13 protein-coding genes are annotated in these 12,068 nt (G+C 73.1%); 4 read left to right on the top strand and 9 right to left on the bottom strand.

Features of this window, described 5'->3' with window-relative positions:
- Positions 1 to 23 precede the first annotated feature (23 nt).
- Positions 24 to 281, bottom strand: coding sequence for a glutaredoxin family protein (locus tag ABD401_RS13285; protein WP_344605426.1), 258 nt, complete (start codon positions 279 to 281; stop codon positions 24 to 26).
- Positions 278 to 1,744 carry a class I adenylate-forming enzyme family protein gene (locus ABD401_RS13280; RefSeq protein ID WP_344605424.1) on the bottom strand — a complete coding sequence of 489 codons (1,467 nt, stop codon included), beginning with the start codon at positions 1,742 to 1,744 and terminating at the stop codon, positions 278 to 280. Before ABD401_RS13280 ends, ABD401_RS13285 begins: the two co-directional genes overlap by 4 nt.
- Before the next feature lie 57 nt (positions 1,745 to 1,801).
- Between ABD401_RS13280 and ABD401_RS13275 the strand changes: the two genes are divergently transcribed.
- The 3 genes from ABD401_RS13275 (at position 1,802) to ABD401_RS13265 (ending at position 5,120) form a co-directional block, all read left to right on the top strand.
- Positions 1,802 to 2,605: an HAD family hydrolase gene (locus tag ABD401_RS13275; RefSeq protein WP_344605422.1), complete on the top strand. Its 804-nt coding sequence runs from the start codon at positions 1,802 to 1,804 to the stop codon at positions 2,603 to 2,605.
- 336 nt (positions 2,606 to 2,941) lie between these two features.
- Positions 2,942 to 3,736, top strand: a complete 795-nt coding sequence (locus tag ABD401_RS13270; protein WP_344605420.1) for an ECF subfamily RNA polymerase sigma factor, BldN family — start codon at positions 2,942 to 2,944, stop codon at positions 3,734 to 3,736.
- A gap of 130 nt (positions 3,737 to 3,866) precedes the next feature.
- Entirely contained in the window at positions 3,867 to 5,120 is a 1,254-nt protein-coding gene (locus tag ABD401_RS13265; protein ID WP_344605418.1) for a DUF5667 domain-containing protein, read from the top strand.
- Positions 5,121 to 5,286: 166 nt separating this feature from the next.
- Here the strand turns inward: ABD401_RS13265 and ABD401_RS13260 are convergent, their stop codons facing one another.
- The 7 genes from ABD401_RS13260 to ABD401_RS13230 all read right to left on the bottom strand — a co-directional run bounded on the left by ABD401_RS13260 (position 5,287) and on the right by ABD401_RS13230 (position 10,555).
- Positions 5,287 to 6,258, bottom strand: a complete 972-nt coding sequence (locus tag ABD401_RS13260) for a lysophospholipid acyltransferase family protein (RefSeq protein WP_344605416.1) — start codon at positions 6,256 to 6,258, stop codon at positions 5,287 to 5,289.
- Complete coding sequence (locus ABD401_RS13255) at positions 6,251 to 7,285, bottom strand: NAD-dependent epimerase/dehydratase family protein (RefSeq protein WP_344605414.1); 1,035 nt, start codon at positions 7,283 to 7,285, stop codon at positions 6,251 to 6,253. The genes ABD401_RS13260 and ABD401_RS13255 overlap by 8 nt, the downstream gene beginning before the upstream one ends.
- Before the next feature lie 30 nt (positions 7,286 to 7,315).
- Entirely contained in the window at positions 7,316 to 7,414 is a 99-nt protein-coding gene (locus ABD401_RS13250; protein ID WP_003948845.1) for a 30S ribosomal protein bS22, read from the bottom strand.
- 176 nt (positions 7,415 to 7,590) lie between these two features.
- Positions 7,591 to 7,800: a helix-turn-helix domain-containing protein gene (locus ABD401_RS13245; RefSeq protein ID WP_019875062.1), complete on the bottom strand. Its 210-nt coding sequence runs from the start codon at positions 7,798 to 7,800 to the stop codon at positions 7,591 to 7,593.
- Between the two features lie 235 nt (positions 7,801 to 8,035).
- Positions 8,036 to 8,845, bottom strand: a complete 810-nt coding sequence (locus tag ABD401_RS13240; RefSeq protein WP_344605411.1) for a phosphatase — start codon at positions 8,843 to 8,845, stop codon at positions 8,036 to 8,038.
- Positions 8,842 to 10,017, bottom strand: coding sequence for an acetoin utilization protein AcuC (locus ABD401_RS13235; protein WP_425566136.1), 1,176 nt, complete (start codon positions 10,015 to 10,017; stop codon positions 8,842 to 8,844). The genes ABD401_RS13240 and ABD401_RS13235 overlap by 4 nt, the downstream gene beginning before the upstream one ends.
- Positions 10,018 to 10,027: 10 nt before the next feature.
- Positions 10,028 to 10,555, bottom strand: a complete 528-nt coding sequence (locus ABD401_RS13230; RefSeq protein ID WP_344605409.1) for a hypothetical protein — start codon at positions 10,553 to 10,555, stop codon at positions 10,028 to 10,030.
- Between the two features lie 116 nt (positions 10,556 to 10,671).
- Between ABD401_RS13230 and ABD401_RS13225 the strand changes: the two genes are divergently transcribed.
- Positions 10,672 to 11,952, top strand: coding sequence for a DUF445 domain-containing protein (locus ABD401_RS13225; protein WP_344605407.1), 1,281 nt, complete (start codon positions 10,672 to 10,674; stop codon positions 11,950 to 11,952).
- The last annotated feature ends 116 nt before the right edge of the window (positions 11,953 to 12,068 follow it).

Genomic DNA, 12,068 nt, shown 5'->3' with positions numbered 1-12,068 from the left:
GAGACGAGAGCGTTTCGGCTACCTCACCGTGTCAGGGCCGCACGCAGGCGGTCCGGGTCCACACGCCAGAAGGTGTGCTGTACGCCATCCACCAGCGTCACCGGAATCTGCTCCCACCACTGCGCGAACAGATCCTCGTCCTGCGTGATGTCGATCTCGGTCCACCCGACGCCCAGGTCGGTGCAGACCTCCTCGATCACGACCAGAGCCTTCTGGCACAGGCCGCAGCCCGGCTTCGTCAGCACGGTCACGCGCGGCGAACTCTGCGTCGACTCGGTCACCGCGTCTCCTCCCGTTCGCCCGGTGCGGGCGGCCGCAACTGTCCGCGGGCGATCTTCCCCGAGACCGAGCGCGGCAGTCCCGGGACGAGTTCGACCTGCTGCGGAACCTTGAACCGGGCGAGCCGGCCCGCGCAGAACTCCCGGACCTGATCCGCCGTCAGCTCCGCGCCCGGCGCGGGGACGAGCAGCGCCCGGATCCCACGCTCACCCGCGGGCGCGCCGACGACGACCGCCTCCGCGACACCGGGCAGCGCGAGCAGGACCTCCTCGATCTCGTGCGGGTACACCGCGAACCCGTCGACCTCGAGGACGTCGTGGCGGGTGCTGACCATGAACAGGTCACCGTCGGGGTCGCGGATCGCGACGTCCCCGGTGGCGAACCAGCCGTCGGCGTCCGGGGCGCCCTGCCCGTCGGGCCAGTACCCGGAGAAGAGGTTCGCGCCGCGGATCCACAGCTCGCCGGGGTCGCCGTCGTCGGCCTCCGTGCCGTCGCGGTCCACGACGCGGACGTCGATGCCCGGCAGCGGCCGGCCCACCGACCCCTCCCGGGCGCGCAGGGACGCGGTGACGACGGGGGCGGCCTCGGTCAGCCCGTAGCCCTGCCAGACCCGGCGGCCGGTGGCCTCCCGGAACGCCGCCGCCTCCGCCGGGCGCAGCGGGGCCGAGCCGCTCACGAACACGCGGACCGCGGCGAGGGCGTCCCGCGCGCCGGGGTTCGCCGTCCAGGCGGCGTACATCTCCGGGGTGCCCGCGACGCTGGTGACGCCGGTGGAGGCGACCAGGTCCAGGACCGCGGCGGGGTCGTTGTCGAGGGCGAGGACCGTGGTCGCCCCGGCGTGCAGCGCCTGCCCGAGGACGGCGTTGAGGCCGAAGACGTGGAACAACGGCAGCGCGAGCAGGACGACGTCGCCGCGCTGGACCGGCGCCGGGTCGAGGCCCGCCAACTGGGACAGGTTCGCGAGCAGGGCCCGGTGGGAGAGCATCGCCCGCTTGGGCGGGCCGCCGGTGCCCGCGGTGAGCAGCAGCGCGGCGAGGGCCTCCCCGCCGGGGACCGGCCCGGGCGCCGGGGCGCCGCCGGCGGCGCGGCCCGCGGCGGCCAGGTCAGCCACGGCCGCCTCGTCGGTGACGTGCAGGCGCGCCCCGACCTCGGCGACGGCCGCCGCGATCGCGACCGGCGATCCGGTCGGGTCCAGGGGCGCGACCACCAGGCCCGCCCGCAACGCGCCCAGGTAGGCAGCGACGAAACCGGCGCTGTTCGGCAGCGAGAGCGCCACCCGGTCACCGAAGCGCAGGTCACGGGCCTGCAGCCCGGCGGCGACGGCGACGACCTCGGCGTCCAGGTCGGCCCAGGTCCGGGCGGACCCGCCCGCGACCAGCGCGAGCCCCGCGGGGTCCCGGGCGGCGGCCGCGGCGACCAGACCGGCGAGATTCGCCGGGCCCGGCGCGAAGGTGGCGTTTCCCACGGCCCGGAGTCTGCCACGCGCGCTCGGCGGGCCCGCGGGCGTCGATAGGCTCGGAGCATGTCGGCCGAGGCGGACACCGGGGGTGGTGCGGCGGCCTTTTTCGACGTCGACAACACGATCGTCCGCGGCGCCTCGATCTTCCATCTCGCGCGCGGCCTCTATGCGCGGCGTTTCTTCTCGACCCGCGACATCGCCCGCTTCGCGGTGATGCAGCTGAAATTCGTGGTCGGCGGATCCGAGGATCTCAACGACATGGATTCGGCGAAAACCATGGCGCTGTCGTTCATCGACGGGCACTCCGTCTCCGAATTGGTCGCCGTCGGCGAAGAGATATTCGACGAATTGATCGCCAAGCGGATCTGGCCGGGCACCCGCGCGCTGACGCAAATGCACCTCTACGCCGGGCAGCAGGTGTGGCTGGTGACCGCGACGCCGGTCGAGCTCGCGACGACGATCGCCAATCGGCTCGGCCTCACCGGAGCGCTCGGGACGGTCGCGGAGGTCCGCAACGGCGTCTACACCGGACGCCTCGTCGGAGAGCCGCTGCACGGGCTCGCGAAGGCGCGCGCCGTCGAGGCGCTGGCCGCCCGCGAGAACCTCGATCTGGCGCGCTGTTCCGCCTACAGCGACTCGGCGAACGACATTCCACTGCTCTCCCTCGTCGGGCATCCGTGCGCGGTGAACCCGGACGCGAAACTGCGCGCCCACGCGAAGGCGCACGGCTGGCGGATCCGCGACTACCGGACCGGCCGCAAGGCCGCGAAGATCGGGCTCCCCACCGCCGCCGGGGCCGGCGCGATGGCCGGGGGGATCGCCGCCGCGATCTCGGTCCACCGACGCCACGTGCGCGGGTCGGGCTGAGCCCTCGACCGAAAAGCACCACAGCCGGGAATCGGGCGGTCGCACAAAGTTACAGAGCCGTCATTCGCACGAATCCGGACATATTCGCGACAAATGCCGCGCGGGTCCGCGGACCGTTCTTTTGGCCGCTGGAACAGACCTTGGAGATCTGCACACAACCGCTCCCGGATCGTGCACCGATGGGGCCCGCCGTTCACCCGATCGGTGGTGTTGAGTGCGGTGCCGGTGGGAAGGTCAAGGTTCGTCCACAACATCTGTCCTGTCCCGGTTTCCGTGTCTACGATTGCGACACCTTCGGAATAACGCCCCTCCCGTCCGCCGCCGCCCGGGGAGCCGATGTCCCGTCCGCCGTTCACCGACGCGTCAGGCCTCGCACGCCTGCGTGATGCCTTGCTGGCGCCACCCGCACTCGCGGTCGCCGGCGGGTTCGACGGTGCTGCGCCGCGGGCGCCCTTCGCCGGCACCGGACGCCACCGCGCCGAGTCCTCGCCGCACACGCTGCTGAGCGTCGCCGCGAACGCGGCCGGCAACGTCCTGGGGCTGCCCGGTCAGGCCAGCGCCCCCGCCGAGCTCGACGACCCGGAGTCGCGCCGCCTCACCGCGCTGGTCAACCGCGCCAAGGACGGCGACACCGAGGCGTTCGCCCGGCTCTACGACCACTACGTCGACACGATCTACCGGTACGTCTACTACCGCGTCGGCTCCAAGCAGCTGGCCGAGGACCTCACCAGCGAGACGTTCCTGCGCGCGCTGCGCCGCATCGAGACCTTCACCTGGCAGGGCCGGGACTTCGGCGCCTGGCTCGTCACCATCTCCCGGAACCTGGTCGCGGACCACTTCAAGTCCAGCCGGTTCCGCCTCGAGGTCACCACGGCGGACATGGTCGACTCCGACCACGTCGAGGAGAGCCCCGAGGGCGAGGTCATGGCGACCTTCACCAACACGGCGTTGCTGGAGGCCCTGCAGCGCCTGAACGCCCAGCAGCAGGAGTGCCTCGTCCTGAGATTCCTTCAGGGTCTGTCGGTCGCCGAGACCGCGAAGGTGATGGGGAAGAACGAGGGCGCGATCAAGACGCTCCAGTACCGGGCGATCCGGGCCCTTGCCGCTCTGCTGCCGGAGGAGATCCGATGAGCGCGATTTCCCTCCCGCTTTCGGGCGGTTCGGCACGTTCCTCGCGTGAATGCGTAACTTCCTCGGCCAACTCTCGTTATGCCGGGCGACAACCCAACGCCGTGGAAAGGTATGGCCGGGGGTGGGAGCGGTGACCGTGGGTCCGCGTGAGCGGCAGCGCGTGCGGCAGTTTGCCCTCGCGCTGGACGGCGCGGCCGTCGACGAGACGACCGCGGTCCCCCTGGCACGCCTCGCGACCTCCCTGCAGGGCGTCGGCACCGCGCTGACCGCCGCCGCCCCGGCGGACGACTTCAAGGCCGCCCTCCGCAACCGCATCCTCGCCGTCGGTGCCGTCACGACCCCGCCGCCCGCGGTCGCCGCCCCGGCCCCGTGGCGCCGGCGCCTGGTCGCCGCGAGCGCCGTCCTCGCCGTCTCGACCGGCAGCGGCGCCGGCCTGGCCGTCGCCAGCGGCAACGCGCTGCCCGGCGACCGCCTCTACGAGGTCAAGCTCGCGATCGAGAACATGCGCCTCGCGCTCGCCCCGAACGACATCGCGAAGGCCGAGCGGTACCTGGCGATCGCGTCCACCCGTCTGAGCGAGATCAAGGCGATGCTCGCCGAGAACCCGAACGCCGCCGCCGACCCGGCGCTGGTGCAGGAGCTCCGCGAGACCATGCTCGCGATGGCCGAGGCCGTGAACGCCGGCAGCGCCCTGTTCTTCGAGGTCTTCGAGCGCACCGGCGACGCCAGCGTCCTCGCGACGCTGGAGCAGTTCCTCGCCGAGCGCGCCGAGGGTCTGTCCGCCGTGCGCGACCTGCTCCCGGTCGAGCTGCGGATGAACTCCGCCTCGCTGCTCGTCGAGCTCGAGGACCTCGCCGCCAAGGTCGCGTACGTGACCGGTCGCTCCACCGACCTGGCCCGCCCGATGACCCTCGTCGGCGACATCCGCGACCGTGCCGACCGGCACGCCGACCGGACCGTTCTCGACAGCTCCGCCGCGGCGATCGCCCAGGCGCTCGAGGCCATGCGCGCCGCCGCCCAGGCCGCGCAGCAGCAGGCCGCCCCGGCCGCCGCCGAGGACGAGACCGCCGCCGAGCAGCAGGAACCCGCGACCGAGACCTTCAAGCGCGACGTGAGCAAGTACATCGAGGTCGACGTCGCCGGCAGCGACGGCAGCTTCGACCACGTCGCGGTCACGAGCATGCCGAACACCGACCGCGAGCGTCAGGTCACCACCGGTTCGCTCAAGGGCAGCCCCGTCCGCGAGGCCGGCAGCTCCGCCGCCGATCAGCTGCTCTGGGGCCTCCCGGTCCCGAGCAACGAGATCAACGCCTCGGTCCCCGGCAGCCTCTCCGCGAGCTTCAGCCCCTCCGGCGCCCGGTACGCCCACCTCGCCGCCGAGTAGCTCCCGCTCGTCGCTCCGTCGCGCGCCGCTTCACCAGCCACCCCGCGCGCTTCACCAGCCGAGGCCTCGCTTCACCAGCCGGGCCGCGCGGTCAAGCAGAGGCTCAGCCGGTGAAGCCAGTCCGCGCGGGCGCGTCCGGGCGGATCAGGGGCGAGTCAGGGGCGGATCAGGTGAAGACGCTCCGGCGCTGCATGAGCAGGCGGTACAGGGTCTGCTGGATGACCTCGCGGACCTGGTCGGCGACCTCGAAGACCAGGGACGGGTCGTCGGCGGCGCCCTCGGGGTAGTGGTCGGTCGGGACCGGGCGGCCGAACTCGATGAGCCACTTCGACGGGAGCGGGACGAGGCCGAGGGGGCCGAGCCACGGGAAGGTCGGGGTCAGCGGGAGGTACGGGACGCCCAGGACCCGCGCGAGGGTCCGGGAGTTGCCGATCACGGGGTAGGTCTCCTCGGCGCCGACGACGGCGGTCGGGATGATCGGGGCGCCGGTGCGGAGGGCGGCGGCGACGAACCCGCCCCGGCCGAAGCGCTGGAGCTTGTACCGCTCGCGGAACGGCTTGCCGATGCCCTTGTAGCCCTCGGGCCAGACGCCGACGAGTTCGCCACCGGTGAGCAGGCGTTCGGCGTCGGGGGCGCAGGCGAGGGTGACGCCGGCCTTGCGGGCGTACTCGCCGACGAACGGGAGCCCGAAGACCAGGTCCGCCCCCAGCGGGCGCAGACGCCGCTGGGCGGGGTGGTGGTCGCGCAGGGCGAGCATCGTCATGATCGCGTCGAGCGGGATCGTCCCCGAGTGGTTGCCGACGACGAGACCGGCGCCCTCGGCGGGGACGTTCTCCTCGCCCCGGATCTCGACCCGGAACCAGTGGTCGTAGAGCGGCCGGAACGGCGCGAGCAGGACGTGGTCGGTCAGGTCGGGGTCGGCGCCGAACTCGTCGACCTCGTACTCCCCGCTGACGCGGCGGCGCAGGAAGGCGAGCGCCCCGGCGGCCTTGCGGTCCAGGTCGCGCCCACGGGCGCCGAGCGCGTCGCGGAGGGCGTCGGACAGGCCGGGCTCCGCGGTGCCCGCGGTCGCGGACTCGGTGCCGGCCGGGCCCGAGCGGTCCTCGGGCGGGAACGGGAGAACGCGGGCGTCAGACATCGGCACCTCCGGGGTTCCCGCCGGCGCCGACGAGCCCGAGGCCGGCCGGCGGGAGGGGATCGTCGTCCGGGCGGTCGGCATCCGCGGAGGCACCCGCGAGGAACGCCTCGAACGCGGCGGCCGTCGAGTAGCGCGGGGTGTACCCGAACTCGGTGCGCAGCTTGGTCGTGTCCACGACGCGGCCGTGGGTGAGCAGGCCGATCAGCTCCGGCGTCAGGGTCACCCCGACGGCCTTGCGCAGGACCGGCGCCGCGACCTTCGCCGCCACCCCCGCGACCGGCACGGTCGGACGCCCGGCCCGCCGCGCGGCCTGGGAGAGCAGCAGGACGCCGTCGCCGGCGACGTTGTACGTCCCCCGGTGCCGGCCCGTCGCGGCCTCCCGCAGGACCGCCAGGGCGTCGGAGGGATGCAGGAACTGCAGCCGGGCGTCGTAGCCGAGAATCGTCGGGATCACCGGGAGCCGGAACAGCGCGGCGACCGGCGACTCGATCCCCGGCCCGAGAATGTTCGCGAACCGCAGGACGGTGGTGTCGACGTCGCTGCGCCGGCGCACGAAACCGCGCAGGTACGCCTCGACCTCGGAGGCGTCCTTCGCGAACCCGGAGCGGGGCGCGACCTTGGGCTGCGTGCCCTCGGTGAACAGCGCGGGGTCGGCCGGCGACGCTCCGTAGACAGCTGTCGAAGATTTGACCACCAGACGACGCAAGCTGGGAGCCTTCTGACAGGCCGCGAGCAGCTGCATCGTCCCGATGACGTTGAGCTCCTTCATCGCCGCGCGGCCGCCGGCCCCGGGCGCCGAGGTCACCGACAGGTGCACGACGGTGTCGACCTCCGCCGCCCCGATCACCTTGGCGATGATCGGGTTGCGGATGTCGGCCCGGACGAACTCGGCGCGGCCCAGGTCGGACCGCGGCGGAACGACATCAACGCCGATCACCCGGTCGACACCGGGCGCGGCGTTGAGTTCGTGGACGAGGGCACCGCCCAGGGTCCGGGCAACCCCGGTGACGAGAACGACTCGTCCCATGTCGGCCCCCGCCCTGGAAAGTCCCGCTACCTACTTCTTGTTGCGACGCTGGACGCGCGTGCGCTTCAGCAGCTTGCGGTGCTTCTTCTTCGCCATGCGCTTACGGCGCTTCTTGATGACAGAGCCCACTGCAGACCTTTTTTCAGACGAGGAGGGCGGCCTGGAGACGGGCGCGCCGGACGGAGTTCAGGTGGGAAAGCCTACCCGGCGGCCCGGGGAGCCGAACCGCCCCCACAACCGCCCCCACAAACACCGAACGCCGGGCTCGCAGGAGCGGGCCCGGCGCAGGGGTTGCGACGTGCAGGTCAGCCGGTGTCGGCGTCGAAGAACGACTGGCGCAGGTACGTCTGCACCGCGTTCTCGGGGACGCGGAACGACCGGCCGACGCGCACGGCAGGGAGCTCACCGTTGTGGACGAGCCGATAGACCGTCATCTTCGACACCCTCATCTTGGTAGCGACTTCCGCCACCGTGAGGAACGAGACGTCGGAGAGCGGCTGCTCGTTCGAAGCCATGGGCGCACCGGACCTTTCAGCCCGCGTCGGTCACCGGAAGGGTCCGATGGACGAGTTCGGGGATGCTGCGTTTCGTTAAGTAGACACTAGTGGCGGGTGGTACGGGTGGGGAAGGGGCCGCATTGTGCCCGATCTTGATCTACCTGCGAGAACGCGACACACCTAAGCGTCTTTTGGCGCTTTCCGAGGAAAATGTCACCCGTCCGGGTGGTCAGAACTTTGCCCGAACGGACCATCACAATCCGGACTTGTCGAGCAGGTAGGCCGTCATCGGCTCGTAGAGGTGCGGCGCGACGTTGTCGTCGAGGGGCACGACGACCGCCACCTTCCCCTCCTCGGCGCCCAGGAACAGGGCCGGGTCGTTGCTGTCCGCGAAGCCCACGACGGTCGCGCCGGCCAGCCCGGCAGCCCCCGCCCACCCGTGGTCGGCGACGACCAGGTCCGGCGGCGCCTCCCCGGCGCGCTCGAGGTCGTCGAGCATCGCCCGCATCGGGTAGGCGGAGTGCGTGTGGCAGAGCTCCCCGCGGTTGGACACCATCGCGACGTCGGCGATGTACCGGATCTCCCGGTACTCCTCCCCGTGCCGGCGCCACTCCTCGTAGCGCCACCCGGCGGCGGGGGTGAGCAGGGTGCACCCGGCGGCCTTCAGGGCCGCGGCGACGGCGAGGTGCACCGGCAGCAGCCCGGCGGGGTGGCCGGTCGCGACGAGAACGCGGGCCCGGTCGGCCGCGGCGCGGGCGATCACCTCGGCGGCGTCGTCCAGGGCGTCGAGCGTCCGGTCGGGGTCGATCGTGTCCGGGCCTGAGGTGATCCGGTCGTCGGGCGAGACGCCGCAGCGGTCGGCCATGACCTCCAGAACCTGCGCGAACGTCCAGTCCGGGTCCAGGTCGAGGCCGAAGCCGGCGTACTCGTCGCCGGTGACGACCCGGCGGTAGCTGCGCAGGTTGTTGTCGCGCGGGGTCGCGACGTCCCCCGCGATGCGCGCCTCGCACAGGTGCTTGCGCAGCTCGTCGCGGGTGGGGACGGGGACGCTGGGCCGGGTCACGCCGTCAGTCCGTGCCGGGGGAAGACGGCGGCGCGGGTGGCGAGCACGGTGGAGTCGAGCGGGTCGTCGGGGTCGCCGCCGTCCCAGGGGACGAACGCCGCGGCGGACCCGTCGGTCATGCGCGGCGGCGGGCTGGCGCCGAGGCTCTTCACGTGCGCCTGCCAGCCGGGGGCGGTCGCGGTGTCAGGGTCGATCGGGACGCCGCACGCCTCGGCGAGCAGGTGCGTCCAGGCCCGCGGGACGACGCCGATCAGGTCGTAGCCCCCGCCGCCGGTGGCGAGCCAGCGCCCGCCGGCGACCTCGTGCGCGAGCTCGTGCAGCCGGCGGTAGGACGTCCGCTGCCCGTCGACGGTGAGCGCGAGGTGCGCGAGCGGGTCGTTCACGTGGCTGTCGCAGCCGTGCTGGGTCACCAGGACCTCGGGTGCGAAGGCCCGCAGCAGCGGCGGGACGACGGCGTCGAAGGCGCGCAGCCACCGGGCGTCGTCGGTCGCGGGCGGGAGCGCGACGTTGACCGCCCGCCCCTCGGCGCCCGCGCCGCCGATCTCCTCCGGAAAGCCGGTGCCGGGGAACAGGTACCGGCCGGACTCGTGCAGGGAGATGGTCAGCACGCGCGGGTCGTCCCAGAACAGGGCCTGCGTGCCGTCGCCGTGGTGGACGTCGACGTCGACGTACGCGACCCGCGTCGCACCGAGCTCGAGCAGCCGCGCGATGCCGAGCGCGACGTCGTTGAAGACGCAGAACCCGCTCGCGGTGTGGGCCATCGCGTGGTGAAGCCCGCCGGCGATGTTCACCGCGTGCGCCACCTCGCCGGACCAGACCACCTCGGCGGCGGCGACCGACTGCCCGACGACCAGCGCGGACGCGTCGTACATGCCGGCGAAGGTCGGGACGTCGCCGGTGCCGAGACCGCGGTAGAGGTCGACCTGGGACGGGTCCTCCCCCGCCCGGCGCACCGCGGCGAGGAACTCGGCCTGGTGCAGGAGCAGCAGCGTCCGCTCGTCGGCGGGGGCGGCGGCCTCGACGCGCACGTTCGGGGCGTCGAGGACACCGAACTCACGGGCGAGGCGCATCGTGAGGTCGACGCGGATCGGGGCGAGCGGGTGGTCGCGGCCGAAGTCGTAGCCGATCAGCTTCGGGTCCCACATCACCTGGACCGGACCCGAACACTCCACGTCGATCACGCTACCCCGCGGCGCCGCCGACGGACGTGAGCGCACCGATCGGGGCCACCTCGTGCGGGCCGGTGCGGCAGACCCAGGCCGGCCGCGAGCGGGCCTCGGCCATCAGGGCGCGCTCGTGCTCGGGGCACTGGGGCCACGCGATCCACAGGCCGGTGAGCAGGTCCTGGACGGTCGTCGCCACCTCGAGCAGCGCCTGGTCCGGGCCGAACGCGAGCATCCGCCCACCGTCGTGGTCGGAGAACGTGCCGTCGCAGCTGATGCGCACGACGTACCCGACGATCTCCGGCGCGATGACCAGCGACCGGTCGGTGAGGGTGGCGTTGAGATCGGCGTAGACCGCGAGGACCGCGTCCTTCGCCAGCTCGAACTGGTGCGTCGCGGCCGCGCGCCAGAGGGCCTCGCCGGTGAGCGGACCCGCGTCCGCGTGCAGCCCGGAGAACCAGGCGCGCGCGGTGTCGTCGTAGACCACCTGGGGCCCGAAGTCCGGCAGGACGGTGTCGGACAGCCAGGCCTCGACCTCAGCGTCCATCTGGTCAGATTAGGTCGGCGTCCGCGGGCCCGCGGGCGGTGTCACCGGAACCGCTGTGGCCTCGCACGCAGCGTGACGGGAGTTTCCGCGGGTCGCGGGACGGATAGCGTGACGCCGTGGTGATCACCGGGGTTCTCGCCGGCTACGACGACCCGGTGTCCCGACGCCGTCTGCGTCGGATGAAGCTCGCGGCGACGGGGCTGCTCGCCCTCGCGGCGGGGTTGTTCCTGCTGACGTTCGCGCTGCCGGAGAACACCGCGACCGGCTACCTGCGCGCCGCCGCCGAGGCCGGCATGGTCGGCGGGCTCGCGGACTGGTTCGCCGTCACGGCCCTGTTCCGGCACCCGCTGGGGCTGCCGATCCCCCACACCGCGCTGGTCCCGAAGAAGAAGGACGACCTCGCGACCAAGCTCGGCGAGTTCGTCTCGGGCAACTTCCTCACCCCGGACGCGGTGGCCGAGCGCGTCCGTGCCGCCGACCCGGTCCGGAAGATCGGCGAGCGGCTGCTGGAGCCGGCGACGGCCGACGCCGTCGGGCGCGAACTCTCGCGGGCGATCGCGGCCGTGGTCGGGACGCTCGACGAGCGACTGGTCTCCTCGATGGTGCTGGAGCACGTCCGGCGCGACTTGGACCGGCGCTCCTACGCCCGCGAGGTCGGGCAGCTGCTCACGACGGCGGTGCAGAACCGGGCCCAGGACCCGATCATCGAGCTCAGCCTCCCGCGGCTGCGCGCGCAGGTCGTCGCGAACCGCGCGACCGTGCACCGCGAGCTCTCGCGCTTCCTCGACAGCCTGGGTGTGTTCGCGCGGCTGTGGTCCACCGACCGGCGCGTGGACAAGATCATCGACCGCGTCATCGACCTGTCCTTCGAGATCGAACGGGTCGGCCGGGACCACCCGCTGCGCCGGCAGTTCGACGAAGTCCTCGCCCGCCTCGCCGACGGCCTCGCGAACGACCCCCGCGCCGCCGACGGCATCGACGAGGTCCTGCGCGACATCGCCGCGAACCCCGCCGTCGAGTCCTGGCTGCGCGACGTCGTCGCCCGGTACCTCGGCTCGGCCCGCGAACTGCTCGACAACCCGACCGTCAGCCTCGAGCAGCAGCTCGGCCGGTTCGTCCAGGACCTCGGCCGCCGCGTCGTCTCCGACGAGGAGTTCGCCGCCAAGCTCGACCGCGGCGTCGACCAGGCCGTCCGCTACGCCGTCACCCACTACGCGGACCAGGTCGTCGCCCTCATCCGCGACCAGGTCGCCCGCTGGCCCGCCGCCGAGGCCTCCGAGAAGATCGAGACCGCCGTCGGCCGCGACCTCCAGTTCATCCGGATCAACGGCACCGTCGTCGGCGCCCTCGCCGGCGTCGTCATCTACACCGTCGCCGTCGCCGCCGGCCACGGCTGAGTCGCACCCCCGCCGCGGCCCGCCGCGCCCCGCCGCGCCCCGCCGCGCCGCGCCCCCGGGGTTGCGCTTCACTCGCCGCAGCCAGGCCTTACTCGCCCGGCCGGGCGAGTAAGCGC

It is taken from the genome of Sporichthya brevicatena (assembly GCF_039525035.1).
GTDB lineage: Bacteria > Actinomycetota > Actinomycetes > Sporichthyales > Sporichthyaceae > Sporichthya > Sporichthya brevicatena.
Note: the sequence above shows the minus strand (reverse complement) of the source record. Positions and strands in the feature narration are given on the sequence as shown.

Excerpts from the sequence above, each read along its gene's own strand:
- ABD401_RS13275 (WP_344605422.1), top strand. The coding sequence starts at position 1,802 with ATGTCGGCCGAGGCGGACACCGGGGGTGGTGCGGCGGCCTTTTTCGAC.
- ABD401_RS13255 (WP_344605414.1), bottom strand. The coding sequence starts at position 7,285 with ATGGGACGAGTCGTTCTCGTCACCGGGGTTGCCCGGACCCTGGGCGGT.
- ABD401_RS13260 (WP_344605416.1), bottom strand. The coding sequence starts at position 6,258 with ATGTCTGACGCCCGCGTTCTCCCGTTCCCGCCCGAGGACCGCTCGGGC.
- ABD401_RS13245 (WP_019875062.1), bottom strand. The coding sequence starts at position 7,800 with ATGGCTTCGAACGAGCAGCCGCTCTCCGACGTCTCGTTCCTCACGGTG.
- ABD401_RS13270 (WP_344605420.1), top strand. The coding sequence starts at position 2,942 with ATGTCCCGTCCGCCGTTCACCGACGCGTCAGGCCTCGCACGCCTGCGT.
- ABD401_RS13230 (WP_344605409.1), bottom strand. The coding sequence starts at position 10,555 with ATGGACGCTGAGGTCGAGGCCTGGCTGTCCGACACCGTCCTGCCGGAC.